Here is a 26,444-nt window from a genome sequence, read left to right as displayed (position 1 = left end):
GCGTCCCATCGTCGCACGAGTCCATCGGCTCCTCGGGCGTCGGCGTGGCGCCACAGTCGTCGCCGCCGCCGCTGCCGTCGTCGCCGCCGCCCGCCGCCGCCGTGGGCACGCCGTGGACGACGCCGCCGACCGCGCCGCAGACGAGCAGGAGCGCGACGAGGACGGCACGGAGCCGACGGCCGCGTCGCTCGCGGCTCATCGGGCACACCGCGTCCGCGGGTCGGTCGGTCCGCACGGCACGCGACCCGCCTGCCGAGGCTGCACGAGGTCGGCTATCGCCCACCGCGCTGTTTGTAGTGCCCCCGCTAACCGACGGTCACCGGCGAGACGCGGGCGTAAGGCTCCCGTAACGGTCGTCGGGCGCGAGACGCGCTCGGGGTCCGACCGACGGCCCGGACCTCGCCCGCGGCGGGCCGTCCCGCGGGATCCACTTCCGCCCGGAGGCGACACTTCTTACCCGATGAGGGCTGAACCTCTCTCCAATGAGTCAGGCCGCCGAGGGACAGGACGTCGACGCGTTCCTCAGTTTCTATCGGACCTACTACAGCGACGACGTCGCCCGCCTCGCCCAGAACTACCCGAAGGAACAGCGATCCCTCTACGTCGACTACAACGACCTCTACACGTACGACCCCGACCTCGCCGAGCGTTACCTCAACCGCCCCGGCGAGATGCAGGAGGTCGCCGAGGAGGCGCTGCGCACGTACGACCTCCCGGTCGACATCTCGCTGGGACAGGCACACGTCCGCCTGCGCGAACTCCCGCGCGAGAACACGATCGACATCCGCGGCATCCGCGTCAGCGACGACCACATCGGCGCGCTGGTCGCCGTGCAGGGGATCGTCCGCAAGGCGACGGACGTCCGCCCGAAGATCGTCGAGGCCGCCTTCGAGTGCCAGCGCTGCGGGACGATGACGTACATCCCGCAGAACGACTCGGGGTTCCAGGAGCCCCACGAGTGTCAGGGCTGCGAGCGACAGGGGCCGTTCCGCGTCAACAACAACGAGTCGAAGTTCATCGACTCCCAGCAACTCCGGGTGCAGGAGTCGCCCGAGGGGCTGCGCGGCGGCGAGACGCCCCAGAGCATCGACGTGAACCTCGAGGACGACGTCTGCGGGAAGGTCACGCCGGGGGACCACGTCACCGTCGTCGGCCGCCTGGAGATGGAGCAGGTCACGAGCGGGCAGGAGAAGACGACCGTGTTCGACCCGTACATGGAGGGGGTGTCGGTCGTCATCGAGGACGAGGAGTTCGAGGACATGGACATCACCGACGAGGACAAACAGGAGATCCTCGAACTGTCCACCCACGAGGACATCTACGAGGAGATGGTCGCCTCGGTCGCGCCGTCCATCTACGGCTACGAGCAGGAGAAGCTCTCGATGATCCTCCAGCTGTTCTCGGGCGTGACGAAGCACCTCCCGGACGGGTCGCGCATCCGCGGCGACCTCCACATGCTGCTCATCGGCGACCCCGGGACCGGGAAGTCGCAGATGCTGTCGTACATCCGCAACATCGCCCCGCGCTCCGTCTACACCTCCGGGAAGGGCTCCTCCAGCGCGGGGCTCACCGCGGCCGCCGTCCGCGACGACTTCGGCGACGGCCAGCAGTGGACGCTGGAGGCGGGGGCGCTCGTCCTCGCGGACAAGGGGATCGCGGCGGTCGACGAGCTGGACAAGATGCGCTCGGAGGACCGCTCGGCGATGCACGAGGCGCTCGAACAACAGCAGATCTCCGTGTCGAAGGCCGGGATCAACGCGACGCTGAAGTCGCGGTGCTCCCTCCTCGGCGCGGCGAACCCGAAGTACGGCCGCTTCGACCAGTACGAACCGATCGGCGAGCAGATCGACCTCGAGCCCGCGCTCATCTCGCGGTTCGACCTCATCTTCACCGTCACCGACAGCCCCGACCCCGACCACGACGCGAAGCTCGCGGACCACATCCTCACGACCAACTACGCGGGGGAGCTGAACACCCAGCGGGAGCGGATGGCCACCTCGAACTTCACCCAAGAACAGGTCGACGAGGTGACCCAGGAGGTCGCGCCCGTCATCGACGCGGAGCTGCTCCGCAAGTACATCGCCTACTCGAAGCGCAACTGCTTCCCGACGATGACCGACGAGGCGCGGGCGGCGATCCGGGAGTTCTACGTCGACCTCCGCTCGAAGGGCGCCGACGAGGACGCCCCCGTCCCCGTGACCGCCCGGAAGCTGGAGGCGCTCGTGCGCCTCTCGGAGGCCAGCGCCCGCGTCCGCCTGTCGGACACCGTCGAGGAGGAGGACGCCACCCGGGTCATCGACATCGTCCGCTCGTGTCTGCAGGACATCGGGGTCGACCCCGAGACCGGGCAGTTCGACGCGGACGTCGTCGAGACGGGCACCTCGAAGAGCCAGCGCGACCGCATCAAGAACATCAAGGAGCTGATCGGCACCATCGCCGACGAGTACGACGACGAGCCCGGCGCGCCCGTCGACACGATCCTCGAACGGGCCGACGAGGTCGGGATGGACGCGGGCAAAGCCGAGAAGGAGTTGGAGAAGCTCCGGACGCGCGGCGAGATCTACGAGCCGCAGTCCGGCTACGTCCGCACCACGTAACCGATGGACCGCATCTCCGCGCTCCGGAACGTCGAGGACGCCATCCGCGCGTTCGAGGACGGCGACGCCGACCTCGCGGCCACCGAGCGCCGCGTCGCCACCGTCCTCCGGACGTACGCGACGGAGTTCGAGACCCCCGAGCGGCGAACGTACCGCGTCGTCGACGGGCCGGGCGAGGGGCGCGTCGTCGTCGCGGCCGACCCGACCGAGGCGCGCGAGCGGGCGGCGACCCTCGCGACCGCGGCCGACGACGACGGCGCCGGGCCCGCGCCGAGCGACCTGACGGTCGAACCGCTGTAGGCTCGCCCGCCGACCCGTCGCCCGCTCCGCCACAATTATATTCGTCTACGAGCAGGCGCAACTATGTTGCTCGTCGCGACCTACTCCCGCGGGGCGCGGACGACGCTCCGCAACGTCTGTCGCAGCCACGAGGAGACCGTCGTCCGGCGGTTCGGGCGCGCGGCGCTGCTCGCGGAGACGGAGTTGGGGGCGTTCCTCGCGTGCCGGCTCCGGGCGAAACACGGCGCCGACGTACAGGTCGAGCGAACCGAGCCGTTCAACGAGTACGCCGCCGTCCGGTCCGCGGTGCGGGAGGCGGCCGCCGCCTACGAGGACCGCGACGCGCGCAGCACCCCGTACACGAAGTTCGCGGCGGGGACCGACCACCCGGACCCGGCGACGATGTCCGGGACGGAGCTGTGAGCCCGCGGGTCGCCGCGGCGGGCGAGGGCGACTCCGTCGACCGCCGGGGGACGGACGCGACCGTCGAGAGCGCCCTCTCCGCGCTCGGACTCGACCCGGCGGACCCGCTGGCGACCGTCACGGCGGACCCGCCGTCGCTGGCGCGGTCGCTCGCGGCCGCCGCGCGCCGCAGGGGACACGACCACCCGAACGACGCCGAGGTCGCCCGGCTCCGCGACGAACTGGCGACGCTCGACGACGACCGCGGGAGCGAGGGCGCGGACGGAGACGAGGACGGCGCCGGGGTCGCGGCCGCCCTCGAGCGGGCCCGCGAGCGAGCGGCCGAGGCGGCGCGCGACGTCGACCGGCTCCGCGAGCGCGTGGCGACGCTCCGCGGTCGGCTCCGGGAACGACGCGACCGCGACGGCGACTCGACCGACGGCGCCACCGAGCCGCCGGCCGACCTCGAGGCGGCGTTCGAGTCGGCCACCCGGGAGCTGACCGAGGCGGAGACCGAACGGGTCGCCGCCGAGCAGGCGCTCTCGCGGGCCGCCGACCGCGCGCGGCGGCTCCGCGACGCGCGGGACCGGCGCCGCTCGCTCCGCGACGCCCTCGCCAACCGTCGACGGGAGGCGCGGTCGGCGCTCGCACGACGGATGGGTCCGCCGTTCGCCGACGCGCTGGCCTCGCCCCCGGCGGCCCGAGCGGCGTCGCCCGACCTCCGCGAGGAGCCGACGGCGTTCGACGGCGACCCGGTCGTCGGCCACCTCGCGGCCGTCGAGACGGCGGACCGGGACGAGCCCGTGGTCGTGTCGGCCGCGGCGCTCCCCGCCGACCCCGCACCGGCGACGGTCGCCGAGCGACTGTGCGCCCCGGTCGTCCTCGTGGACTGACGCCCCGCCGTCCGGACGTTTATCGCCGATACCGCGACCACGGACGCCATGCCAGTCACGCTCGACGCGACGGTCTCGGTCGAGGCGGGGGTCGCGCTCGTGTGCGTCCGGGTTCGGAACACCGAGCCGGTCGACAGACACGTCCGCGTCGTCGACCGCCTCGACGGCGACCTGCTCCCGCCGCGGCGACACGGCCGCCCCGCCCCCGGCTGGTCGGCCGACGGCTACGCCGGCGTCGTCTCAGGCGACGACGAGCGCGCGCTCGGGTACGCCTGCGACCTCGACGACCCCGAGGCGACGCCGGACGGCGGGCCCGAACTCGTCGCCGTGACCGACCCGGGGTCGGTCGCCGCCGACCCGGTCGACACCGCCCGGTCGACCCTCGCCGACGCGAGACCCCCGGCGGACGCGGTCGCGCCGGCGCCCGACGAGTCCGCCGGCGGAGACCCACCGCCAGAGCGCGACCCGGGTGAGGGCGGGGCCCCGTCGTCACCGACAGACCGAACGCCGCCGTCGGCTGGCGAGTCGACGCCGGCCGCGGAGCCGACGCCGGCCGACGCGCCGACGCACGCTACCGACGACGGGGTGCCGACCGTCCCGCCGGGCGTCCGCCGCTCGCTCGACGCGGTCGAACGCCGCGTGGAGCGCGCCGAGACGCTCGCCGACGGCTCCGTAGCCGACGCGACCGCGGTCGTCGCCGACACCGACCCGGCGGCGCTGGCCGCGCTCGTCGACGCGGACGCGGCCGTCGCGGCACGCGTCGCCGACCGGGCCCGCGCGCTCGCCGACCGTGCGGCGGCGGTGTCGGTGCCGACCGACGAACTGGAGCGGCTGGCGTGATCCTCGCCGTCGGCGGCGGGAAGGGCGGCGTGGGGAAGTCGACGCTGGCGTACAACGTCGCGGCGGCGCTGGACGCGCTCGTCGTGGACGCCGACCTCGCGATGGCGGACCTGCCCGGGGGTCGCGAGCGCGGACCCGACCTCCACGACGTGCTCGCCGGGCGGGCGGCGCCCCACGAGGCGGTCCGGCCGGGTTCCGTCGACGTGCTCCCGTGCGGGCGGTCGTTGGCGGGCGCGCGCCTCGCGGACCCGCGCCGGCTCCGGGAGGCGGTCGCGGTGGACGGCTACGACCACGTCGTCGTCGACTCGCCGGCCGGCCTCCGCGTCGACGCCGGCGCGCCGCTGGCGCTCGCGGACGCTTGCCTCCTCGTCGCGTCGCCGACGCGGTGGGCGCTCGCGGACGCGATGGCCGCGCGGGAACTCGCCCGGGGCTCGACTGCGGGCTGGCGGCCGTCGCGCTGAACCGGGTCGTCGAGGCGCCGCCCACGGCGGCCGTCGGGCGCGCGCTCGGCGCCCCCGCGACGGCGGTGCCGGCGTCGCCCGCGCTCGGGGCGTCCATCGAGCGGGAACGCCCCGTCGTCGACGCCGCCGCGGGGACGCCGGCGGCACGGGCCGTCGCGGCGCTTGCCGCCGCTGTCCGTCGGTGTCCGGCCGACGACTGACGGGGCGCGGCCGCCGCCGCGGGCGTCAGTCCTCGCGCAGTTCCGTGTAGGAGGAGCGGAGCGTCACCGGCGTCACGTCGGCCACGTCGGCGGCCTCGGCCTGCGTGCAGTCGACGCCGGCGTCGCGCGCGGCGGCGTACAGGCAGGCGGCGGCGACGCCGCTTGGGTTGCGACCGTTGGTGAGCCCCCGGTCCTCGGCGACGTCGCGGTACGACCGGGCCGCGCACTCGACGTCGGGGCCGAGGCCGAGTTCGCTCGCGAACCGCGGGAGGTACTCAACGGGATCGATGGGGCCGACCGGCAGCCCCAACTCGCGGTTCATCGCGTCGAAGGCGGCGGCCAGCTCGTCCGCGTCGGCCTTCGCGTCCGCCACCAGCTCCTCGCGGGTCCGCGCGACGCCGCCGACCCGACACGCGACGTACACCGCCGCGACCGCGAACCCCTCGATCGACCGGCCGCGCAGGAGGTTCTCGTCTTGGGCGGACTCGAACAGGGTACACGCCCGGTCGCGCAGCGAGTCCGGGAGCCCCGCGACCGACACCAGCCGCCGGATCTCGGTGAAGCCGTACACCCGGTTGCGGTCGCGCTTCGAGGAGATCCGCGCCCGCGTGTGCTGTCTGCGCATCCGGGCCCACTGGCGCCGCTTGCGCCCCTTCACGCGTGTGTGACCGATCTCGGTGGAGAGCCCGCGGTCGTGGCGCGACCGCGTCAGCGGCGCGCCGGTCCGGCGCGGGTCGGTGTCGTCGTCGTCGAAACTGCGCCACTCGGGGCCGCGGTCGATCCGGTCCTCCGCGAGGACCAGCCCGCAGTCGCTGCACACCGTCTCGTCGCCGTTCGTCCGCACTCGACCGTCGCACTCCGGGCACGCTGTGGTGCTCGTCGCCATACGTGAAGCTCGGTCCCGAAGGCATACTTATGTGTGGGGGGATCGCCACCCCCGGACCCGAACCAGCGGGCTCGAACGTACCGATAACCGGTACGTTGCTTCGATAGCGGGCGATAGTATTGTCGATTAATAGGTGAATTTTATTGCCGATGCGACGCGACCGTACGTATGGCGCTGTCGGACATCGCCGCGGGGCTCGAGGTGACCGCTTCCCAGCAGGACCGCGGCGTCACGGCCGTCGACGACACCGACGGCGACCTCGCGACCCGGCTGGCTCGCCGCGAGGACGCGCTCCCGTGCACGGCCGCGGCGGCCGCGGTCGTCCTCCGCCACCACGCGCGCGGCGTCGCCGTCGGCGAGAGCGCCGGCGAGGCGGGCGTGTCGCCCGTGACCGCGGCGAAGGTGCTCCACCGCTGCGGCGTCCAGGGCGTGTCGCCGCTGGGGCCGACCGGTCGTCGCGCGGTCCGCGACTGGCTCGCCGGCGACCTCTCGCGTGCGGACGCGCTCGAACTCGCCGGCGGCGACGCCGCCGAGTTCGCCCTCGCGGGGTACATCGAGTCACACGATCCGGTTCCGGACCTGGCCGACGCCGCCCGCGGGGCGCTCGAGTCCGGCGGGAACGCGAGCGTGGCGAAGCGCGACGCGCTCGGCGAGACGATGAGTTCCGTCGGCGACCTCCGGTGACGGCGTCGCCGCCCGTCCGGGGCGACCCGACCGACGACCTCAGCCGCCGTTCCTGACCCGGTCGACGCCGGCGACGACGCGGTCGACGACGCCGCCCGCCTCGAACTCGACGCCGAGGTCGACCCCGAACAGCGTCTCGCTCGCCCCGACCACGCCCGCGGCGAACCCGTCGTCGCCGAGACACGCCGGCGCGGCCGCGACCGCCGCCGGCCCGTCGGGGACGGCGGCGTCGGCGTCGCCGTCGTCACCGCCCACGGCGACGACGGTCGGTGCCGCGTCGGGCGCGTCGGCGTCGCGGAGCACGTCCCGCTGTCGCCGGGCGGCGTCGCGCCCGTGCGCGGTGGGCGGCCGGACGAGCGCGACGCGGTCGACCGCGTGGACGGCCGCGACCGCCTGGTTCGCGGCGACCGGCGGCGTGTCGACCACGACGTGGTCGAACGACGCGGCCGCCTCCTCGACTCGCGCCTCCAGCGCCCGCGCGGGCTCGGCGGCCTTCGCACGGGCGACGCGCTCGAACGGCGCACGGGCCGGTGCCACCGCGACCCGCCCGTCGGTTCCCGCGTCGAGGTCGGTCACTCCGTCCGCGAGCGGGCGGTCCGGGTCGAGACACAGTTCCGTGAGGTCCGGATCGATGCGCCCGGCGACGTACTCGCTCAGCCCCTGCGTCGCGTACGCGGCGTCGAGGACGGCCACGTCCCGCCCGTCGCGGGCGAGGGCGGCGGCACACTCGACGGCGGTTCTGGTCGTCCCCGCCCCGCCGACGGCGCCGACGAGCGCGAGCGAACTGATCCCTGTCACACGCTCGCTGTGGCCTCCTCGGTGAAATATTTCGTGGACGATACCTCGGAAGTATCGGTGTGGGTTCGCAAGCGCGTACTCGAACGCGTAGCGCCGGGTGGCCCTCCCGGCGGCCACGGCGCCGGACAGGGCCGCCGTCGGTCGCCCTCGGAGCGACGAGCGCCCGCGCCGCCGGGGCGGGCCGGGCGCCCGCTATTAGTAGCCGCGCCGCGTCCCGCCCGGTATGCACGCGGCCGTACTCCTCGAACCGGGACGCTTCGAGATCCGGGACCGACCGCGCCCCTCGCCGGGCGCCGACGAGGTGCTCGTCGCGATCCGCGAGGTGGGGATCTGCGGCTCCGACGTCCACTACTACGAACACGGCCGGATCGGCGACTACGTCGTCGAGGAGCCGCTCGTGCTCGGCCACGAGAGCGCCGGCGAGGTGGTCGCCGTCGGCGACGCCGTCGACTCGCACGCCGTCGGCGACCGCGTCGCGCTCGAACCGGGCGTCCCCTGTCGCCGCTGTGCCCGCTGCTCGCGCGGCGAGTACCACCTCTGCCCCGACGTGCGCTTCATGGCGACGCCGCCCCACGACGGCGCCCTCGCCGAGTACGTCGCGTGGCCCGCGGACTTCGCGTACGCCCTCCCCGACGCGGTGTCGACGACCGCGGGCGCGCTGTGTGAGCCGCTGTCGGTCGGGATCCACGTCGCCCGGCGCGGCGCGGTCTCGACGGGCGACACCGTGCTCGTCGCGGGCGCGGGCCCCATCGGCCTGCTGGCGATGGCGGCCGCCCGCGCGGCGGGCGCGACCGACGTGATCGTGGCGGACGTCGTCGCCGAGAAGCTCGCGTTCGCCCGCGAGCGCGGCGCCGACCGCGCGGTCGACGTGACCGAGACCGACCTCGCGACCGCGGTCGCGGAGTCCACCGACGGCGTCGGCGTCGACGTGGCGATCGAGGCGTCGGGCGCGGCGGCGTCGATCGAGTCGATGCCGGCCGTCGTCCGCCGCGGCGGGACGGTCGTGCTCGTCGGCCTCGCGGACGAGGCGACGGTGTCGCTCGACGCGCTCGCGCTCGTCGACGCCGAGATCGACGTCCGGGGGTCGTTCCGCTACAGCAACACCTACCCCGCGGCGATCGACCTCCTCGCCGACGGCGCCGTCGACGTCGAGGGGCTCGTCGACTTCGCGGCGCCGCTGACGGACGTCGCCGACGCGTTCGAGCGCGCGGGCGACCCCGACGTGATCAAGGGGATGGTCTCGATCGCGGAGTGAGCGGTCGGTCGCGGGGCGCGTGCGGCCGGGCGAGCGGCGGGCGCCCGAGCCGGTGCGCGACCGTCGGTCGGCCGAGTGCCCCGGGCGTCCCGTCGCGCGTCGGCGCCGCCGGCCGGCCGTTCGCTGGCCCGGCGACTCCTGTCGCCGTTTTTTCACCCGCCGGGGACTGGTGGCGAACGTGGCCGACGGAGCCTCCCCCGCCGACGTGTTCGCCCTCCTCGACGACGAGTACGCGCGGTCGCTCCTCGCGGCCACCAGTCACCAACCCATGACCGCAGCAGAACTCAGCGACCAGTGCGAGATGTCCGTCTCGACGGTGTACCGCCGCCTCGACGCGCTCGAGTCGTGCGACCTCGTCGCGTCCCGCGTCAGACCGGACGCCGACGGCGACCACACGACGGAGTACGAGTCACACCTCGACCGACTGTCCGTCCGGCTCGACGACGGCAGCTTCGAGGTCCGCATCGAGACGCGCTCGGCGACGCAGTCGTTCGTCGACGCGTTCACCGACCTCTGGGAGGGACTGTGACGACGATCCCGCCGTTCGCCCCGGAGACGTGGCGGCTCCTCGGCACGATCGCGTGGTGGACCGCCGCCGCCGTCGGCCTCGTCGTGGTCGCGCTCGCGGCGTACGGCTACCGTCGCAACCGCAGCCGACCGATGCTGTTCCTCGCCCTCGGCATCGCCTCGTTCACCGTCGTCGACTTCGTCGCGACCGTCCTCGCGGCGTGGCTCGTCGGGCCGGTCGTCCTCCCCCTCGTCGGCAACGGGGTCGAGCTGGTCGGGATGGTGTCGATCCTCTACGCGGTCGTCCTCGCCCGGCGCGAGTAGCCGCGCGCGGATCGTCGCGGTCCGGCCGCCGGGCGCGACCGCGGCTACTCGGCGACCGCCGCGGCGATCTCGTCCAACTCCTCGTCGCTCACGTCGGGGCGCTCGCCGGCGGCGACGTGGATCGGCCCGCCGCCGTCGCCCTCGAACCGCGGGATGATGTGGACGTGGGCGTGGGGCACCTCCTGCCCCGCGTCGGGGCCGTCGTTGATCCCGACGGTGTGGGCGTCGGCGTCGACGGCGGCCTCGATCCGCGGCGTCAGTTCGTGGACCAGGTCGAACACGGCGCGCGACTCCGCCCGGGAGAGGTCGGCGACGCGCTCGCGGTGGGCCTTCGGGATCACGAGGGTGTGGCCGCGGCTCATCGGGTTCGCGTCGAGGAACGCGACGGCGTCGTCGGTCTCGGCGACGATCCGGCCGGGGATGTCGCCCGCGATGATGCTACAGAAGATACAGTCGTCGCTCATACCCGACCGATCTGCGTGCGGCCGCTTCAATCTGCGGGCGGCCGCTTCCATCTGTGGGGGCACGGGAGCGTCCCGCTCCGGGAGCGGTCGCCTCCGTCCGGTTCGACCCGATCGTCCGGTGATGTCGGTTTCGCTCCGAACGAAAGGGTTTCAATCGACGGTCGTCGCTCTCGGGGTATGTCAGGGATGTTCGACGCCGCGTGGGCGGTCGCCGAGTACGCGTTCGTCGCGCTCGCGTCGCTCGTGTTGACGGGGATCGGGGTGCATTTCGAGCGAGCCGCGGCGGTGGCGATACAAACTGCGCCGGAGGCGGCGGCCGTCGACTTCGTCATCGGCGCGCTCGCGCTGTTCTGGGGGCTGTATCTGGTCGGCTACCGGCAGTTCCTCCCGCGGACGCGACGGCTGATCGCCGGGGAGTAGCGTCCCGGATCGGGGCCGTCCGGCGCGCCGTTCGGCGGGCGACCGCTACAACACCACTGTTTCGACGTCGACCGCGCCGGTCTCGTCGATCCTGACGGTCACGTGCTCGGACCCGGAGACGGACGTCTCGTACAGCGTCTCCCCGTCGGCCGCCACCGTCACCGCACACTCCTCGCCGTCCTCCTCGCGGACGACCTCGTGGTAGCGACCGGGGTCGACCGTCACCGGCTCGGACCGACAGCCGAGCCGTAGCGTCACCGCGCGCTCGTAGTCGACGCTGAGGAACAGTTCGAGCAGCGTCGAGCCCTCGCACATGGTGGGCCAGCCGCACGCCTCGGTCGTCGTGCGCGGCGTCGGGGAAGCCGTCGGCGTCGGGGAGGCCGCGGGTGGCGACGTCTCGGTGTCGGCTTCGGACCTGACGGTCGTAGGCCCACCGTCGCCGGTATCGGACGGAGAGCCGACACAGCCGGCGGTGGGCAGGAGGGTGGCGGAGAGGGCGGCGAGGACGTGGCGTCTGCGCACACCGGCCGTGGACCGACGGCCGCGAAGTGTCTTGTGGTGTAGTTGACGGGTCGCCGCGCCGGCTACAGCGCGTCGGCGACAAGCGGCGCGACCGACACCGCGCTGGCGGCGCGTTCGATGGTGTCGCTGGCGACGACGCGCTCGACGCCCGCGGCCGCCAACTTCGTGCGGGCGTTGGCCGCGAGCATCCCGTGGACGCAGGCGGTGTAGACGGCATCGCAGTCGCGCTCGTGGAGCGCGGCGACCGCCTCGCTCATCGTCGACCCGGTGGCGATGATGTCGTCGACGACGACGACGTCCCGGCCGGCCACGGCCGCGTCGCTCGGCGTCACGGTCACCTCGCCGGTGTCGTAGTCGCGCTCCTTCTCGAAGAAGTCCGTCTCGCCCGCGCCGTAGGCGTCGCGCACGGCGACGGCCAGCGACTCGGCGGATTCGTCGGGGCCGAGGAACAGCGGTTCGGTCAGGTCCGCGGGCAGCGCCTCGGCGAGCAGCGGCGAGGCGTCGAGCACGTCGACGGGGACGTCGAAGAACTCGGCGACGTCGGCCTCGTGGGGCGTCACGAGCACGACGCGGTCGGTGCCGGTGGAGACGGCGCGGGCGACGGCGCGGGCGGAGACCGGCTGGCCCGCCTCGAACGCGCGGTCCTGCCGGGCGTACCCCATGTACGGGAGCACGGTCGTGACCCGGTCGGCGCCGGCCTCGCGGACGGCGTCCTGCAGTTGGAGCAGTTCGACGAACGCGTCGTTCGAGTCGGTCGTGGCGACGACGACGGCCTCGTCGCCGGCGAAGTCGGGGACGGCGGCGCGCTCCTCGCCGTCGGGGAACCAGTGGTACTCCGGCGTGGCGAGCGACCGGCCGGTCTCGGCGGCCAGCGCTGCCGACAGCGCCTGCGAGGCGGACCCGGGGACGATCATACACGTCGTTCCCGCGGCCGCATACAAACGCGTTCCTACTCGGGCGACGCGTGGGGCGGCGTCGCAGACGCCGGGCGGGCGGCGCCGCGACACCGGCCGGCTCCCCCCGTCGCGGTGTGTCGAGAGAGACGTTCAATACCGTAGCTGACGTGTCTCTACCCGTATGATTCGACGTATTCGCTCGTTCGACAGGCGCACCCGTATCCAGTACGGCCTCATGCTCACGTTCGGCCTCGTGTGTCTGGTCGCGGCGGTCGCGCCGGTGGCCGACTCGATCCGGGTCGCGGCGGTCGCGACGACGTTCGGGCTCACGGCGGGCCTGTGGATCGCCCACCTCGTGCAGGTCCTCGACGGCGCCGCCCGGAGAGCGGCCGCCCGATGAGCGCCGCCGACGAGTCGGCAGCGACCGCCGGCGACCGCCGGTCCCCGCCGGCCCCGGTCGCGGCGACCGAGCGGGCGGGTCCCGACCCGGCGGCCGTCGAGCCCGAACTCGGCGCGTTCCTGCTCACCGTCGCCGGCGTGACGGTGATGTTCATCGCCGTGTTCCAGTTCACGCTGTCGGCGGCGGTCGCCCAACTGCTGACCATCGCCGTCCTCGCGGTGACGGTGATCAGCGTCGCCATCGGGTTCACGCTCGACCTCCTGGGCTACTTCGACGAGCCCCGGCCGACCCCCGCGGTTCGCCGCGCCGCCGGCCCCGCGCCGTGGGTGCCGACGGCGGGCGTCCGTCGCCCGCTCCCGCCGCTGTTGGACTTCGACGAGGACCTGGCGGCGTTGCAGGCCGCCTTCGGCGGGGAGTTCCCCCCGCAGATGGAGCCGTTCCTCGACGGCTACCGCCGGCTGAAGACCACCTCGGTCAACCGCCGGGTCGTCGCGAGCGACCTCCGGGCGGCGCTCAACCCCGTCACGGTGCTCGCGCCCGACGAGGAGGCCGAGGCGATCGTCGAGGACATCGGCGCCCGGCTGTTCCGGTACATCGACCGCGACACGACCGACCACCTCCGCGTGACCGACCTCGCGTTCCACGACAGCGCCGGCGTCGCCGCGGACGTGCTCTCGCTGCGGGGGAGCGACGCCCGCGTCCGGGGGTACGTCACGAACGACGGCGAGGCCGTCGCCGCCGGCTCGCGGTCCGCTTCCGCGGCGCCGACGGCGGCCGGATCGACCGCACGTACGTCCCGCTCGGGACGTTCGTCCCGGCCGCGTCCCGGTCGTTCGGCGTCTCGGTACACGTCCCGGCCGCCGCGACCGCCGCCGACGTGACGGTCGTCGGGACACCCGCGCCGGCCCGCGACTCGACCGAGCGGCCCCCGCGCCGCGGGCCGACGCGAGCGCCCCGGACCGGCAGACCGCCTGACGGGGGTGCCGGCGCACTCGCGGGCTACGCGCCCCGCGGCACCGCGACCGCCCGCACGTCCGGGAGGCCGAGCGTGCGCCCGCGCCAGCCGCCGTCGGCGAACACCCGGGCCTCCCCGGCCTCGGTGACCGCGACGAGGTGACGGCCCGCGAACGCCGCGTCGACGATCCCGGCCTCGTCGTGCTCGGTCCACTCGGTCGCCGTCGCGTCGGCGCGCTCGTACGCCGCGGCGTCGGTCGCGGCGACCGCGCGCTCGCCCTCCTCGTCGGCGACGACACAGCGGAACGACCCGTCGGCGCCGGCGTCCAGATCCGCCATCCAGCCGTTGCCGAGGGTGTACAGCGTCTCGGCGGTGACCGCCAGCGGGACGCCCCGGTCGCTCACGTCGCGGGCGTCGTCGAGGCCGGCGTACTCCATCCCGCCGTCGCGGAGGCGGTGGACGCCGTCCCCGGCGGCGACGAGGCGACCGTCCATGCGCCGGGGGTCGTCGACCGACCCGACCGCGACCCACGCGTCGCCGGTCGGTTCCGCGTCGGGGGCGTCGCCCTCGGCGTCGCCCGCCAACAGCGAGACGGTGCCGTCGGGCGCGGCCGCGAGCACGCCGTCGCCGGCGACGCCCACGGCGACCGCGGGCCCGTGGCCCGTCGGGGCGAAGTCCCCCACGAGCACGTCCTCGTCGGTGGCGACCGCGAGCGCGCCGCCGCGGGCGGCCACGTCGCGGGCGTCACAGCGGTGTTCGATCCCGAACTCCCCGACGATGTCGCCCGACAGCGAGACGCTCGCGACCCCCATCGAGGAGGCGACGAACACCCGAGCGACGTCGTCGCGCTGCGTGAACACGCGCTTCTCGGCGATAGTCGGCATACGCGGGCGTCCGACGGCGCGGCGAATAAGTGCCGCGGACCGCGCGAGGGCGACGCCCGCAGGCGGTCCGGCGTCCCCTCGGGAACGACCCGGTCCGGACTTGTTCGTTCCCGAACGAATGACAATAGCTAACACGCGACATCGAGAACCGACGGGGTACGCATGCCAGAGCCAGTGATCGCGTCGGTCGGCGCCTCGCCGCTGGGCCGGACGGAGTTACCGGGTCGGGACCTGTTCTCGGTCGCGCTCGCGGAGGCGTTCGACGGCCTCCCCGACCCGGCCGACGTCGTCGAGGCGGTGTACGTCGGCAACCAGTCGGAGACGTACGAACACCAGATCATGACCGGGACGCTGCTGGCGGAGTGGGCCGGCCTCCGGCACGTCCCCGCCGAACGCGTCGAGGGGTGTGCCGCCGCCGGTGCGCTCGCCCTCCGGCACGCCGTGAAGGACGTCCGCAACGGCGAGCACGACGCCGTGCTCGCCTGTGGCGTCGAGAAGATGACCTCGGCGGGCACCGCCGGCGCGACGGACGCGCTGTCGGCGGCGTTCGACCGCGCCATCGAGCAGCGCTCCGGCGTCACCGCGCCCAGCCAGTACGCCCTGCTCGCGCAGCGCTACCTCCACGAGACGGACGCCACCGAGCGCGACCTCGCGGAGATCGCGGTGAAGAACCACGCCAACGCCGCGCGCAACCCCCGGGCGCAGTTCCCCAAGGAGATCGACGTCGACACCGTGTTGGACTCGACCCCCGTCGCCCCGCCGCTGAAGCTGTACGACTGCGCGCCGGTGGGCGACGGCGCCGCCGCCGTCCTCGTGACGAGCGCGGAGCTGGCGGCCGAGCTCGACGGCCCACAGGTGCGCGTCGCCGGCAGCGGCGCCTCCGCGAACAACATCGCGGTCGCCGAACGCGACATGACCGACATCGCGGGCGCCCGCATCGCCGCCGAGACGGCCTACGAGGAGGCGGGCGTCGACGCCGCGGACGTCGACATCGCGGAGGTCCACGACGCGTTCACCGTCTGTGAGGCGCTGCTGTCGGAGGCCGTCGGCTTCGCGCCCGAGGGACTGGGCTACCAGAGCTACCTGCCGCCCGAGGAGCGGGCCGACGGCTGGACCGACGTCCGAGTGAGCCCCAGCGGCGGGCTGAAGGCCCGGGGCCACCCCATCGGTGCGACCGGACTCCTGCAGGCGCTGGAGGCGTACGAACAGCTCACCGGCGCGGCGGGCGACCGCGCGGTCGACGGGGCCGAGACGGCCCTCCTGTTGAACGAGGGTGGCGTCGCGGACGCCGTGACTGTCGGGCACGTCCTCACGACGGCGGAGGCACCATGACCGACGCCGACCTCGACGCGTCCGACCCGCGGACGCTCCCGGGCTTCTTCGACGCCCTCGCGGACGGCGACCTGCTGGGCGGCGTCTGTGGCGACTGCGGACAGGTGCTGTTGCCGCCGCGACCGACCTGCTACGCCTGCGGCAGCCGCGCGGTCGCCGTCGAACCCCAGTCGCCGCGGGGCGAGATCTTCACCTACACCGCGGTCCACACGCCGCCACCGGCGTTCGCGGCGGACGCGCCGTACACGGTCGCGGTCGTGGAACTCGCGGACGGCGGTCGTCTCCTCGGGCGCGTCGACGCCGACTACGACGACGTGTCGATCGGCGACCCGGTCGAACTCGCGGTGCGGGAGCCGACGGCCGACGAACGGGAGATCGCGCTCGACTACGAGGAAGACTGGCCGGTCCACGTGTTCGAACCGCGCTGAGTGGCCTCCCGGCGTCACGCCGGAGTCGCTGTTCCTCACGGTGGTCGGCGACCGACGGCGCTCGGCCGACGCTCCTCGGTCGAACGGGCACAAGAGGGGTGATATGGGAATCCGTGACCGCGGAGGTGCGGTCTCGGCGGTCGCTCAGTCCTCCTTCGTCTTGATGTCGGCCGAGAGGCCCTGTGCCATCTCGATGTCCTTCGAGTTGTTCAGGGTCCACGCCGTCCGCTCGGTCACCGCCTCGATCACCTCGCGGGCGCTGGGGTAGCCGTTGCCGGACTTCTTGACGCCGCCGAACGGGAGGTGGACTTCGGCGCCGATACAGGGCAGGTTCCCGTACGCCAGCCCGATTTCCGCGTTGTCGCGGAAGTAGTTGATCTGGCGGTAGTCCTCGGAGATGATCGCGCCCGCGAGGCCGTAATCCGTGTCGTTGTGGATCTCGACGGCGTCCTCGATGTCGCCGCTGTACTTCAACAGCGCCACGTGCGGGCCGAACACCTCCTCGTGGGTGCAGCGCAGGTCCTCGTTGGGGTCGGCTTCGTACACGAACGGGCCCACCCAGTGGCCGTCCTCGTGGCCGTCCGGGATCTCCGAGTCGTCCAGTTCCTCGCGGTCGACGAGCACGTTCACGCCCTCGTCTTTCGCGAGTTGGTTGTACTGCGAGACCTTCTCCTTGTGCTCGGCCTCGATGAGCGGGCCCATGAACGTGTTCTCGTCGAGCGGGTCGCCCACGGCGACGTTCTCGGCGTTCGCGACGAACCGCTCCTTGAACTCGTCGTACACGTCCTCGTGGACGACGATGCGCTCGCTCGACACACATCGCTGGCCGGTCGTCTTGAACGAGGACATCGTCGCGGAGTGGACGGCCGTGTCCAGATCCGCCTTCTCGGTCACGACGATGTTGTTCTTGCCGCCCATCTCGGCCGCGACGAGTTTGCCCGGCTCGCCGCCGACCTTGCTGGCGATCTTGTGGCCGACCTCCGCGCTACCGGTGAACAGGACGGTGTCGACGCGGTCGTCCTCGACGATGGCGTTACCGGCGTCGCCGAAGCCCTGGACCATGTTGAACACGCCGTCGGGCACGCCGGCGTCCTCGAACATCTCCGCGAGGATCTGCGCGCACCACGGCGTCTGCTCGGCCGGCTTGAACACGACCGTGTTTCCTTCCACCAGCGCGACGGCCATGTGCCAAAACGGGATGGCGACCGGGAAGTTCCACGGCGTGATGCAGCCCACCACACCCCGCGGTTTCCGCCGCATGTACGCGTCCTTGCTGGGGATTTCGGAGGGGATCACGTCGCCCTTGGGGTGGCGGGCGTCGCCGGCGGCCCACTCCACCATGTGCCACGCCTCCGTCACGTCGGCTTTGCCTTCGGAGATCTCCTTGCCGCACTCCATCGTGACGATCTCTCCCAACTCTTGGTGACGCTCTTTCAGCTCGTGGTAGATGTCCCAGAGGTACTCCGCGCGGTCGATGTGCGAGAGCTGCTTCCACTCTTCGAAGGCGTCGTCGGCGGCGGCGACCGCGCGGTCGACGTCGGCCTCGGTGCCGCGGCGGAACTCGCCCAGTTCGTCGCCGTCGGCCGGGTTCTCCGAGACGAACGTCTCGTCGCCCGTCCCGTCGGTCCACTCGCCGTCGATGTAGTGCTGATACGCATCCGACATGGGTCGGTGTCCGTCACCTCGGAGGGTAACTCCCGAACCGTCCATGGTCGGTCGACGCCCACCCGACCATGGTCGGCCGGCTACTGGTACCTATTCGCATATATAGTTCCGGACGGACTATACACACGATGAGTCAAGTCCTGAACGCCGGAACCCGGTTGACGCTCGATCTGTGGCATCCGAACTGTTGGGCGATCGAGGCGACCGAGCGAACGGGCGGCGGGGTGTTGGCTCACGCCATCTACGACACGCCGCGGGCCGCCCCGGAGTCGGTCAACGGCCTGTTCACGGCGTTCGGCGAGACGACCGCGGAGGTCGAGGAGCTGCTCGACGAGATCCGCGCGTCCGACCACGCGGGGGAGGTGCTGGAACTGCAGGAGCGGTTCGGCCGCGCGCGCGACGCGCCGGGCAACGTCGTCCGGGAGTTCTTCCTCGAGTACGACCCCGACGACATGGTGTGCCCGACGCTGCTGCGCCACGGCTTCGTCCACAGCGCCCCCGTCCGGATCGAGGGCGGCCGCGAGGAGTGGCAGCTGTGTTTCACCGGCGAGCGCCCGGAGATCGAGGCGGCGCTCGACGGCGTCCGCGCCGACGCCGGCGCGGAGGTGTCGGTCGTCTCGATCACCGCCGCGGACGGCTCGGCGGCCCGCTCCGAGCGCGACCAGCGCCTCGACACGCTCACTCCCACCCAGCGCGAGGTGTTCGAGGAGGCGCGCGCGGCGGGGTACTACGAGTGGCCCCGCGGCTGTTCGACCCGCGAGTTGGCCGACCGGGTCGACATCTCGAAGACGACGCTGCTGGAGCACCTGCGCAAGGCCGAGTCGAAGCTGCTCGACCCGTAGCCGCGTTTAGCTCAACACCGCCCGCAGCGCGAACAGCGCGTTCTCCTTGCGCTCGCGCACGCGACGGTAGAAGTACTGGAACCACTTCGAGCCGTACGGGATGTACTGGTTCACCTCGACGCCCGACGCCGCCAGCTCCGCCTGCGCGTCCTCGCGCACGCCCATGAGCATCTGCACCTCGTAGTCGGTGCCGTGTTCGGCGTGGAGGTCGGCCGCGAGGTCGATCATCGCCGGGTCGTGGCTCCCGACGGCGACGCCGCCCTCGAACGCCTCGAACATGTAGCGGAGACAGTCGCGGTACGCCTCGTCGACGCGGGCCTTCTGCTTGTGGGCGATCGCCTTCGGCTCGTCGTAGGCGCCCTTCACCAGCCGGACCTTCCCCGGGAGCGGGGCGAGCCGTTCGAGGTCGTCGGGCGTGCGCTTCAGGTTCGCCTGCGTGCACAGCCCCACCCGGCCGTCGGTCTCGACGGCGTGGCGCTCGTAGGCGTCGAGCGTCACGTCGGTCGTCTCGTGGTCCTCCATGTCGATCCACACGAAGCAGTCGGCGGCGTCGACGATCCGGGCGAGGTTCTCCTCGAACACCGCCGCGGAGACGTCCAGCCCGATCTGTGACGGCTTCACGGAGACGCAGGCGTCGAGGTCGCGCCCCGCGAGCTCCTCGACCAACTCGACGTACGCGTCGGCGTCGGCGTCGGCGCCGGCGCGCTCCTCGTAGTGCTCGCCGAGGAGGTTGAGGATGGCGCCTATCCCCTGCCGGTTCAGCTCCTCGACGTGCGCGAGCGCCGTGTCGGAGTCCTCCCCGGCGACGAAGTTGTTCGCGATCGGCGGGATCATACCGTGCGATCCGGATCGATCCCCCCTAAGTCGCCACCCGACCAAACGTTTCATCCGGCGTTCGCTGAACGAATGTCCGCCGGCGCCCCGAACGGTGCGACGATCGGGGCGCGGATCGGCGATCGACCGCCGATTCCGACCATGGTCGGGGCGGGGTATAGGGCTAAGGTTGTGCACGGAAAACACTGTTAGTCATGGTACCGAATGACGAGACCGGACCGAACCGGCGCGACGTCCTGCGGGCGTCGGGACTCGCGGGCCTCGGAGGGCTCGCGGGTCTCGCCGGCTGTGTGAGCACGACCGACAACGAAGCGACAGAGACCGACACCGAAGCCTCCGGCGACGGCGGCGGCGGCTCGGACAGCGACGGGGGCGACTCCGGGGGCGACGGGGGCGACTCCGGACCGTACACCATCGGGATGGTGAACTCCCTCACCGGCTCGCTGTCGGCGTTCGGGCAGCGCAACGAACGCGGGAAGGACCTCGCGCTGGCGGCCGTCAACGACGTCGGCATCGGCGGGCGCGACATGGAGATCATCGTCGAGGACTCCCAGTCCGAGTCGCAGGCGGGCGTCTCGGCGGCCCAGAAGCTGGTGAACCAGGACGGCGTCCCGTTCCTCATCGGCGCGGTGGGGTCGGGCGTCTCGCTGGCTATCTACCAGTCGGTCATCCAGGGCACCGACGTGGTCCAGTTGAGCCAGAACTCCACCAGCCCGGACCTCACGAACTTCCCCGGGCTGCTCCGGATGTCGCCGACCGGGTCGACCCAGTCGACGGCGCTGGCGAACATCATCGGCGAGGACGGCTACGACTCCGTCGCGCTGGCGTGGGTGAACAACGACTACGGGCAGGGGCTCGCCGAGACGTTCCGCGAGGCGTTCGACGGCGAGATCGCGTACGACCAGCCCCACGACCAGGGGCAGTCGTCGTACTCCTCGACCGTCTCCGGGATGGCCAACTCCGGCGCCGACGCGTGGCTGTTCATCACCTACCAGCCCGAGTTCACGACGATGGCCCAGGAGGCGTACTCCAACGGGTACGAGGCGCAGTTCTACGGCGCCGACTCCGTCGCCGGGCCGGACGTCCTCGGCAACACGCCCGAGGGGAGCCTCGACGGCATGAAGATCGTGACGCCGTCGGCCGCCATCGACCAGGAGAACTACCAGAACTTCGCCAGCGAGTTCGAGAGCGAGTACGGCGAGGCGCCCACCTCGTGGTCGGCGTTCGCGTACGACTGCGTGATCACGGCGGCGCTGTCGATCGCGACGGCCGACGAGTTCACCGGGGCGGCGCTGCAGGAGACCGTCCGCGACGTGACCCGTCCCGAGGGCGAGGAGGTGTTCACCTTCGCCGAGGCGATGGACGTGCTCGGCGACGACGGCACGCCCTCGGACATCGACTACCAGGGCGTGTCGGGTCCCATCGACTTCGACGAGAACGGCGACCCGGTCGGGTTCCTGCAGATCCTGACGGTCGAGAACCACGAGTACACCCAGACGGGCACGATCGAAGGCTAAGCGAGGATGTCCGTCCTCGAATATTTGGCGAACGGACTGGTGTTCAGTAGCATCATCGTACTGGCGAGCATCGGCCTGTCGCTCGTGTACAGCATCGCCGACTTCGCGAACTTCGCCCACGGCGACACGATGACCGTCGGGGCGTACTCGGCGCTGGTCACCTTCGGGTTCGTCGGCGGCCTCGGCGCGCGGTTCCTCGGGCTCCCGCTCGGGTTCTTCGTCGCGCTGGCGGTCGGCGTCGCCGTCGCGGCGCTCGTGGCGGTTATCACCCAGCGGTTCCTCTACGACGCCATGGACGTCGACTCCATCGGGATGCTCATCACGAGCATCGGAGTCGCGTTCGTGTATCGCGCGCTCATCCAGTTCCAGTTCGGCTCCGACTTCGTCGAGTTCGGCATCCAGGTGCTGCGCCCGATCGAGTTCCTGATCCCGTTCGGCGTCCGGATGACGCTGCACGACGTGGCGATCATCGTGTCGGCGGCGATCCTCGTCGCCGGCCTGCACACGCTGTTGCAGTACACCGACCTCGGCCGGAAGATGCGCGCGACCGCCGACAACCCCTCGCTCGCGCGGGTGAGCGGCATCCGCGTCGACCGCATCACCCTGTGGACGTGGGTCATCGGCGCGGGGCTGGCCGGCGCCGGGGGCGTGTTCCTCGGCCTGTACAACCAGATCTCCCCGCGGATGGGGTTCAACATCCTGCTGGTCGTGTTCGCCGCGGTGATCCTCGGCGGCATCGGCTCCGTCTACGGCGCGATGCTGGGCGGCTTCCTCATCGGGATGATCAACCAGCTCACCCCGATCCTGACCGACGTGGGCATCCCCATCGGCATCGAGTACGCGAACGCCATCGCGTTCGTGATCATGGTCGCGGTGCTGCTCGTGCGGCCGAACGGCATCGCCGGCGGCCAGGGGGCCGGGACATGAGCGAGTCGCCGGGGCCCGACGCGGACGCGGACGCCGCCAGCGCCGGCCGCTTCGGCGACCTCACGCCGACCGAGCAGGGCGTCCTCGTGTTCGTCGCGGGGCTGCTCGCGCTGCTCGCGCTCGGCCTCGTCACCGGCGGGCTCGGCCCGACGTACTTCATGTACCTCATCGGGCTCGTCGGGATGTACGTCCTGCTGTCGTTCGGGCTGAACGCCCAGTGGGGGTACACCGGACTGATCAACTTCTCCGTCGCGGCGTTCTTCGGCCTCGGCGCGTACGGCACCGCGATTCTGACGGCCGACAACTCCCCGATCGCCGGGGGGATCTCGCCGGTGCTCGGGCTGTTCGTCGGCCTGCTGCTGGCCGCGGTGTTGGCGGTGATCATCGGGATCCCGACGCTGCGCCTGCGGGCCGACTACCTCGCCATCGCCTCGCTGGGGCTGGCGGAGGTCGTCCGCCTGATCGTGCTCAACGAGCGCGAGTACACCAACGGGAGCGCCGGCCTGCGCGGCATCCCCGGCTTCTTCGAGGGGTGGCCCGTGCTGTCGACGTTCCCGCAGGCGATGCCGGGGCTCCGGATCGAGATCGTTCCGGGGAGCCCGATCGTGCTGCAACAGCCGTTCTACCAGGCGCTGCTCAACGTCGGGCTGGTGTTCGTGTTCGTCGCGATCACCTTCCTCCTGTTGCGGCGGGTCCACCGCTCGCCGTGGGGGCGGGTGCTGCGGACGATCCGCGGCGACGAGGACCTGGCGGAGGCGCTGGGGAAGAACACGTACGCGTTCAAGATGCAGTCGTTCGTGCTCGGCAGCGTCATCATGGCGCTGGCGGGCGTGTTCTACGCGCACCTGAACCTGTTCGTGAGCCCGGGCGACTTCGAGCCGATCAACACGTTCTACGTGTGGATCGCGGTGATCCTCGGCGGGAGCGGCTCGAACCGCGGCGCGATGTTCGGCGGCTTCGTCGTCATCGCGATCCGCGAGGGGACCCGGTTCCTCAACGGGATCGAGTTCATCGCGTTCGACATCGGGCCGCTGCGCCTGCTGGCGGTCGGGGTGCTCATCATCCTCGTGATGCGCTTCCGGCCGGAGGGCGTGTTGCCGCCCCAGCGCGAACTGATCTGGCCGTCGGCGCTCGACGACGCCGACGTCCCCGGTCCCGGGGAGACACAGCGCCCGCACGCGACCGACGGGGGTGAGCAGTCGTGAGCGACACCGAGTCCGCCGGCGACCCGGACCCGGCGGCCGACGGCGCCGCGCCCGACGCGGACGCCGAGTCGACCGGCTCCGTGTACGAGGGCGCCAACCTCGACAAGGAGGACGTCGTCCTCGAGGTCGACGGCCTCGTGAAGACGTTCGGCGGCCTCGTCGCCACCGACGACGCCTCCTTCCAGGTCGAGCGCGGCACGGTCACCGGGCTCATCGGCCCGAACGGCGCCGGCAAGTCCACCCTGTTCAACCTCATCTCGGGGTTCTACGAGGAGGACGCCGGCACCGTCACCGTCAACGGCGCCGACGTGACCGACGCCACGCCCCACCGGATCGCCGAGCACGGCCTGATCCGGACGTTCCAGACGCCGCGCAAACTGGAGGGGATGACCGTCCGCGAGGCGATGCTCGTCGGGCCGCAAAGCCAGACGGGCGAGTCGTTCCTGTCGCTGTTGACCGCGGGCGACACCGTGCGCGAGGAGGAGCGCGCCAACCTCGAGGACGCCCAGCGCATCCTCGAGGAGTTCGAGATCGGTCACCTCGCGACGCAGGCGGCGACCGACCTCTCGGGCGGGCAGATGAAGCTCGTCGAGTTGGCGCGGGCGATGCTCGCCGAGCCGGAGGTGCTGCTGCTCGACGAGCCGGTCGCCGGGGTGAACCCGACGCTGGCGAACAAACTGCGCGACCAGATCGCCCGGCTCAACGAGCAGGGCGTCACCTTCCTGATCATCGAACACGACATGGAGTTCATCATGAACCTCGCCGACCCGATCGTCGTCCTCGACCGCGGCAGCGTCCTCGTCGAGGGGACGCCCGACGCCGTGCGCGCGGACGACCGCGTCATCGACGCGTACCTCGGGGGTGGCGAATGAGCGACGCGGGTCGCGGACGGGGCGCCCGGCTCGGACGCGCGGGCGGGGCGCGCGGCGACCGGCGAGCGCTCCCGGACGGCGGCGTCGCGGAGGCGTCGCCCGCGGAGACGGCCGCGGACCCCGTCCTCTCGGTCGAGGGCGTCGACAGCGGCTACGGCGACGTGCAGGTGCTCGACGACCTGTCGTTGACCCTCGAGCAAGAGGAGATCGCGTGTCTCGTCGGCCCCAACGGCGCCGGCAAGTCGACCGTCCTGAAGACGGTGTTCGGCCTGCTCACGCCGTGGGAGGGCCACGTCCGCTACCGCGGCGACGACATCGGCGGGATGGCGCCCGAGGACATCGTCCGCATCGGGATCGGCTACGTCCCGCAGACGGACAACGTGTTCGCGAGCCTCACCATCGAGGAGAACCTCCGGATGGGCGGCGTCGCCCGCGACGACGACCTCGAACCGGTGATCGAACAGCTGTACGACCGCTTCCCGATCCTCGAGGAGAAGCGCGCGGCGAAGGCGCGCACCCTCTCGGGCGGCCAGCGGCAGGTGCTGGCGTTCGCCCGGGCGCTCGTGATGGAGCCGGACGTGCTGCTCATCGACGAGCCGTCGGCCGGGCTCGCGCCCAACACCGCCGACGAGGTGTTCGCCGACGTGCAGGCGGTGAACGACCTCGGGACGGCGATCCTGATGGTCGAGCAGAACGCCCGCAAGGGACTGGCCATCTCCGACACGGGCTACGTGCTCGACCAGGGGAGCGTCGCGTACGCCGACGACGCCGACGGCCTGCTCGACAACCCCGAGGTGTCGCGGCTGTACCTCGGCGGGTAGACGGGCGGACCGCGCCCGACCCCGTCTGGATCTCTTCTAACCGACACACAGCGACTCCCGTCACGGAGCGACTCGGAGCGCAGACCGACCAGTCGTCACGACGCCCGGCTACCGTCCACTGTACAACGTTCCCCAGCAGTCTCTCGAAGACATCTGCCCTGCGTCGTTTTAACTGACACTTTTCGGCACGCGGTCGGTACGAACGACACGTGACCGATTCCATCCCAGACACCGTGACGAACGCACTCGAAGCGGTGCCCGTCGAGGACGCGACGGCACTGGAAGCCGGTGCCGGAGTCGGCAACGGGACCGCGGGACTCCTCGCGGCCGACGCGGAGACGGTGTATTCGGTGACGGACGAGGTCGACCACGCTGAGACGGTACGCGAGCGCTGTCCGGCGGCGACGGTCCTCCAAGCGGATCTCGGTGCGATCCCACTCCCGGACGACACTGTCGACGTGGTGGTGGCGCACGGACTGTTCAACGTCTTGCCGAACGAGACGGCTGCGGCCGTCGCCGCCGAGCTAACGCGGGTCGCCGCTCCCGGTGGCTGGCTCGTGATCGACGACTACGGTCCCCACCCATCCGACTCCCGTATCAGGCGGCTCTTCGCCGTCGAGAACGCGCTCGCAGAACTCGCCGCGGCGCGACCGGCCTACGTGTTCTACCCGGCGGACGAACTCCGAACCCTGTTCGAGGGCCACGGGTGGACCCACGAGCGGACGACGACGCTCCTCGACCCGGTGCCGTGGACGCAGGGGCATATGGATGCACACGTCGACGCGGCACGGCGAGCCGCGACGGGGGTCCCGGACGAGGTCGCCGACCCACTCCTGCGCCGGGCCGAACGACTGGCTGCGGAGGGTGCAGACCCGACGGGTCGGATGTACTCACTGGCGTTGCGGCACGAGGCGTGACAGCGCCGGTGACCGGTGGTGACGCTGGCTCGACTGACTCGGTCGTTCCAGCCGTGGATCGTGTGACCGTCTCGGGCCTGCGTCGGTGCGATCCGCCGCCACACGCGGCATCGAAACCCTTAGTGTACGAACCCGCCAAGCCGGCGGTATGCAGAAGCTCATCGTCCACGGCGACCCCGGCCTGCGCAAGGACGGCGTCATCAACTACGACGGGCGGGAACTGCGCGTCTTCTCCGTGCAGCGGCAGGGCGAGTACCACGGGCCCGACGAGCCCCAGCTGTGGTGCACCGTCGGCACCGACGACGAGCGCGAGACGTTCGAGAAGAAGGAGTACGTCCCCCACTGGCTCGACGTCGACACCATCGACGCCGAGGCGCTCGACATCGTGAAGAAGGGCGGCGACCTCACGGTCTGAGA

The 26,444-nt window shown here is 72.2% G+C and carries 30 protein-coding genes and 1 pseudogene; 23 read left to right on the top strand and 8 right to left on the bottom strand.

Going from position 1 to position 26,444, the window contains the following annotated elements; all coding sequences use genetic code 11:
* Nucleotides 1–482 precede the first annotated feature (482 nt).
* The 6 genes and pseudogenes from P0R35_RS11245 to P0R35_RS11220 all read left to right on the top strand — a co-directional run bounded on the left by P0R35_RS11245 (nt 483) and on the right by P0R35_RS11220 (nt 5,672).
* Complete coding sequence (locus P0R35_RS11245; RefSeq protein WP_284012553.1) at nt 483–2,597, top strand: minichromosome maintenance protein MCM; 2,115 nt, start codon at nt 483–485, stop codon at nt 2,595–2,597.
* A gap of 3 nt (nt 2,598–2,600) precedes the next feature.
* Nucleotides 2,601–2,897, top strand: a complete 297-nt coding sequence (locus P0R35_RS11240) for a DUF7854 family protein (protein ID WP_284012552.1) — start codon at nt 2,601–2,603, stop codon at nt 2,895–2,897.
* Between the two features lie 63 nt (nt 2,898–2,960).
* A complete protein-coding gene (locus P0R35_RS11235) occupies nt 2,961–3,299 on the top strand; it encodes a DUF7855 family protein (protein ID WP_284012551.1) in 339 nt (112 codons plus the stop codon).
* Nucleotides 3,296–4,171: a DUF7856 family protein gene (locus P0R35_RS11230; RefSeq protein WP_284012550.1), complete on the top strand. Its 876-nt coding sequence runs from the start codon at nt 3,296–3,298 to the stop codon at nt 4,169–4,171. The genes P0R35_RS11235 and P0R35_RS11230 overlap by 4 nt, the downstream gene beginning before the upstream one ends.
* A 48-nt stretch (nt 4,172–4,219) precedes the next feature.
* On the top strand, nt 4,220–5,011 hold the full coding sequence (locus P0R35_RS11225; RefSeq protein ID WP_284012549.1) for a DUF7857 domain-containing protein: 792 nt from the start codon (nt 4,220–4,222) through the stop codon (nt 5,009–5,011).
* Nucleotides 5,008–5,672: pseudogene (locus P0R35_RS11220) on the top strand (nucleotide-binding protein). The gene P0R35_RS11225 and the pseudogene P0R35_RS11220 overlap by 4 nt, the downstream one beginning before the upstream one ends.
* A 25-nt stretch (nt 5,673–5,697) precedes the next feature.
* Here the strand turns inward: P0R35_RS11220 and P0R35_RS11215 are convergent.
* Nucleotides 5,698–6,558, bottom strand: a complete 861-nt coding sequence (locus P0R35_RS11215; RefSeq protein ID WP_284012548.1) for a transcription initiation factor IIB — start codon at nt 6,556–6,558, stop codon at nt 5,698–5,700.
* 168 nt (nt 6,559–6,726) lie between these two features.
* Between P0R35_RS11215 and P0R35_RS11210 the strand changes: the two genes are divergently transcribed.
* Nucleotides 6,727–7,242 carry a DUF7858 family protein gene (locus P0R35_RS11210; RefSeq protein ID WP_284012547.1) on the top strand — a complete coding sequence of 172 codons (516 nt, stop codon included), beginning with the start codon at nt 6,727–6,729 and terminating at the stop codon, nt 7,240–7,242.
* Between the two features lie 39 nt (nt 7,243–7,281).
* Here P0R35_RS11210 and P0R35_RS11205 read toward each other — a convergent pair whose 3' ends face one another.
* Nucleotides 7,282–8,040, bottom strand: a complete 759-nt coding sequence (locus P0R35_RS11205) for a P-loop NTPase family protein (protein WP_284012546.1) — start codon at nt 8,038–8,040, stop codon at nt 7,282–7,284.
* Nucleotides 8,041–8,263: 223 nt separating this feature from the next.
* On the opposite strand from P0R35_RS11205, the gene P0R35_RS11200 reads away from it, so the two are divergent.
* The 3 genes from P0R35_RS11200 (at nt 8,264) to P0R35_RS11190 (ending at nt 10,126) form a co-directional block, all read left to right on the top strand.
* A complete protein-coding gene (locus tag P0R35_RS11200; RefSeq protein ID WP_284012545.1) occupies nt 8,264–9,295 on the top strand; it encodes an NAD(P)-dependent alcohol dehydrogenase in 1,032 nt (343 codons plus the stop codon).
* Between the two features lie 178 nt (nt 9,296–9,473).
* The gene (locus P0R35_RS11195; protein ID WP_284012544.1) at nt 9,474–9,824 is read left to right on the top strand and encodes a helix-turn-helix domain-containing protein; all 351 of its coding nucleotides are present in this window, start codon (nt 9,474–9,476) and stop codon (nt 9,822–9,824) included.
* The gene (locus tag P0R35_RS11190) at nt 9,821–10,126 is read left to right on the top strand and encodes a DUF7521 family protein (protein WP_284012543.1); all 306 of its coding nucleotides are present in this window, start codon (nt 9,821–9,823) and stop codon (nt 10,124–10,126) included. Before P0R35_RS11195 ends, P0R35_RS11190 begins: the two co-directional genes overlap by 4 nt.
* 44 nt (nt 10,127–10,170) lie before the next feature.
* On the opposite strand, the gene P0R35_RS11185 is transcribed toward P0R35_RS11190, so the two are convergent.
* Nucleotides 10,171–10,590, bottom strand: coding sequence for an HIT family protein (locus P0R35_RS11185; RefSeq protein ID WP_284012542.1), 420 nt, complete (start codon nt 10,588–10,590; stop codon nt 10,171–10,173).
* A gap of 177 nt (nt 10,591–10,767) precedes the next feature.
* Here P0R35_RS11185 and P0R35_RS11180 point away from each other — a divergent pair, with 177 nt between their 5' ends.
* Nucleotides 10,768–11,010 carry a DUF8151 family protein gene (locus tag P0R35_RS11180; protein ID WP_284012541.1) on the top strand — a complete coding sequence of 81 codons (243 nt, stop codon included), beginning with the start codon at nt 10,768–10,770 and terminating at the stop codon, nt 11,008–11,010.
* A gap of 45 nt (nt 11,011–11,055) precedes the next feature.
* Here the strand turns inward: P0R35_RS11180 and P0R35_RS11175 are convergent, their stop codons facing one another.
* The gene (locus P0R35_RS11175) at nt 11,056–11,532 is read right to left on the bottom strand and encodes a hypothetical protein (RefSeq protein WP_284012540.1); all 477 of its coding nucleotides are present in this window, start codon (nt 11,530–11,532) and stop codon (nt 11,056–11,058) included.
* A 62-nt stretch (nt 11,533–11,594) separates the two neighbouring features.
* Complete coding sequence (prs, locus tag P0R35_RS11170) at nt 11,595–12,446, bottom strand: ribose-phosphate diphosphokinase (RefSeq protein ID WP_284012539.1); 852 nt, start codon at nt 12,444–12,446, stop codon at nt 11,595–11,597.
* A gap of 163 nt (nt 12,447–12,609) precedes the next feature.
* Between prs and P0R35_RS11165 the strand changes: the two genes are divergently transcribed.
* Nucleotides 12,610–12,828, top strand: coding sequence for a hypothetical protein (locus P0R35_RS11165; RefSeq protein ID WP_284012538.1), 219 nt, complete (start codon nt 12,610–12,612; stop codon nt 12,826–12,828).
* Nucleotides 12,825–13,709 (top strand): hypothetical protein, encoded by an 885-nt coding sequence (locus P0R35_RS11160; protein WP_284012537.1) that lies wholly within the window; start codon nt 12,825–12,827, stop codon nt 13,707–13,709. The genes P0R35_RS11165 and P0R35_RS11160 overlap by 4 nt, the downstream gene beginning before the upstream one ends.
* A gap of 118 nt (nt 13,710–13,827) precedes the next feature.
* Here the strand turns inward: P0R35_RS11160 and P0R35_RS11155 are convergent, their stop codons facing one another.
* On the bottom strand, nt 13,828–14,667 hold the full coding sequence (locus tag P0R35_RS11155) for an HVO_0234 family beta-propeller protein (RefSeq protein WP_284012536.1): 840 nt from the start codon (nt 14,665–14,667) through the stop codon (nt 13,828–13,830).
* A 162-nt stretch (nt 14,668–14,829) separates the two neighbouring features.
* Here P0R35_RS11155 and P0R35_RS11150 point away from each other — a divergent pair, with 162 nt between their 5' ends.
* Together P0R35_RS11150 and P0R35_RS11145 are read left to right on the top strand one after the other, a co-directional pair.
* A complete protein-coding gene (locus P0R35_RS11150) occupies nt 14,830–15,999 on the top strand; it encodes a thiolase C-terminal domain-containing protein (RefSeq protein ID WP_284012535.1) in 1,170 nt (389 codons plus the stop codon).
* A complete protein-coding gene (locus P0R35_RS11145) occupies nt 15,996–16,427 on the top strand; it encodes a Zn-ribbon domain-containing OB-fold protein (RefSeq protein WP_284012534.1) in 432 nt (143 codons plus the stop codon). Before P0R35_RS11150 ends, P0R35_RS11145 begins: the two co-directional genes overlap by 4 nt.
* 144 nt (nt 16,428–16,571) lie before the next feature.
* Here the strand turns inward: P0R35_RS11145 and P0R35_RS11140 are convergent, their stop codons facing one another.
* Nucleotides 16,572–18,092 carry an aldehyde dehydrogenase family protein gene (locus P0R35_RS11140; RefSeq protein WP_284012533.1) on the bottom strand — a complete coding sequence of 507 codons (1,521 nt, stop codon included), beginning with the start codon at nt 18,090–18,092 and terminating at the stop codon, nt 16,572–16,574.
* A 128-nt stretch (nt 18,093–18,220) separates the two neighbouring features.
* Here P0R35_RS11140 and P0R35_RS11135 point away from each other — a divergent pair, with 128 nt between their 5' ends.
* Nucleotides 18,221–18,934 (top strand): helix-turn-helix domain-containing protein, encoded by a 714-nt coding sequence (locus P0R35_RS11135; protein ID WP_284012532.1) that lies wholly within the window; start codon nt 18,221–18,223, stop codon nt 18,932–18,934.
* 6 nt (nt 18,935–18,940) lie between these two features.
* Here the strand turns inward: P0R35_RS11135 and P0R35_RS11130 are convergent, their stop codons facing one another.
* Nucleotides 18,941–19,768 carry a proline dehydrogenase family protein gene (locus tag P0R35_RS11130; protein WP_284012531.1) on the bottom strand — a complete coding sequence of 276 codons (828 nt, stop codon included), beginning with the start codon at nt 19,766–19,768 and terminating at the stop codon, nt 18,941–18,943.
* A 194-nt stretch (nt 19,769–19,962) separates the two neighbouring features.
* On the opposite strand from P0R35_RS11130, the gene P0R35_RS11125 reads away from it, so the two are divergent.
* The 7 genes from P0R35_RS11125 (at nt 19,963) to P0R35_RS11095 (ending at nt 26,442) form a co-directional block, all read left to right on the top strand.
* Nucleotides 19,963–21,285 (top strand): ABC transporter substrate-binding protein, encoded by a 1,323-nt coding sequence (locus P0R35_RS11125; protein ID WP_284012530.1) that lies wholly within the window; start codon nt 19,963–19,965, stop codon nt 21,283–21,285.
* A 6-nt stretch (nt 21,286–21,291) separates the two neighbouring features.
* A complete protein-coding gene (locus P0R35_RS11120; RefSeq protein ID WP_284012529.1) occupies nt 21,292–22,212 on the top strand; it encodes a branched-chain amino acid ABC transporter permease in 921 nt (306 codons plus the stop codon).
* Nucleotides 22,209–23,417, top strand: coding sequence for a branched-chain amino acid ABC transporter permease (locus P0R35_RS11115; protein ID WP_284012528.1), 1,209 nt, complete (start codon nt 22,209–22,211; stop codon nt 23,415–23,417). Before P0R35_RS11120 ends, P0R35_RS11115 begins: the two co-directional genes overlap by 4 nt.
* 80 nt (nt 23,418–23,497) lie before the next feature.
* Nucleotides 23,498–24,289, top strand: coding sequence for an ABC transporter ATP-binding protein (locus tag P0R35_RS11110; RefSeq protein ID WP_284014616.1), 792 nt, complete (start codon nt 23,498–23,500; stop codon nt 24,287–24,289).
* Nucleotides 24,286–25,110 carry an ABC transporter ATP-binding protein gene (locus P0R35_RS11105; RefSeq protein ID WP_284012527.1) on the top strand — a complete coding sequence of 275 codons (825 nt, stop codon included), beginning with the start codon at nt 24,286–24,288 and terminating at the stop codon, nt 25,108–25,110. Before P0R35_RS11110 ends, P0R35_RS11105 begins: the two co-directional genes overlap by 4 nt.
* Nucleotides 25,111–25,319: 209 nt before the next feature.
* A complete protein-coding gene (locus P0R35_RS11100; RefSeq protein ID WP_284012526.1) occupies nt 25,320–26,027 on the top strand; it encodes a class I SAM-dependent methyltransferase in 708 nt (235 codons plus the stop codon).
* 148 nt (nt 26,028–26,175) lie between these two features.
* The gene (locus P0R35_RS11095) at nt 26,176–26,442 is read left to right on the top strand and encodes an HAH_0734 family protein (protein ID WP_284012525.1); all 267 of its coding nucleotides are present in this window, start codon (nt 26,176–26,178) and stop codon (nt 26,440–26,442) included.
* The last annotated feature ends 2 nt before the right edge of the window (nt 26,443–26,444 follow it).

The organism is Halobaculum litoreum, from assembly GCF_030127125.1.
Classification (GTDB): Archaea; Halobacteriota; Halobacteria; order Halobacteriales; family Haloferacaceae; genus Halobaculum; species Halobaculum litoreum.
This window is presented reverse-complemented; position numbering and strand designations above follow the sequence as displayed.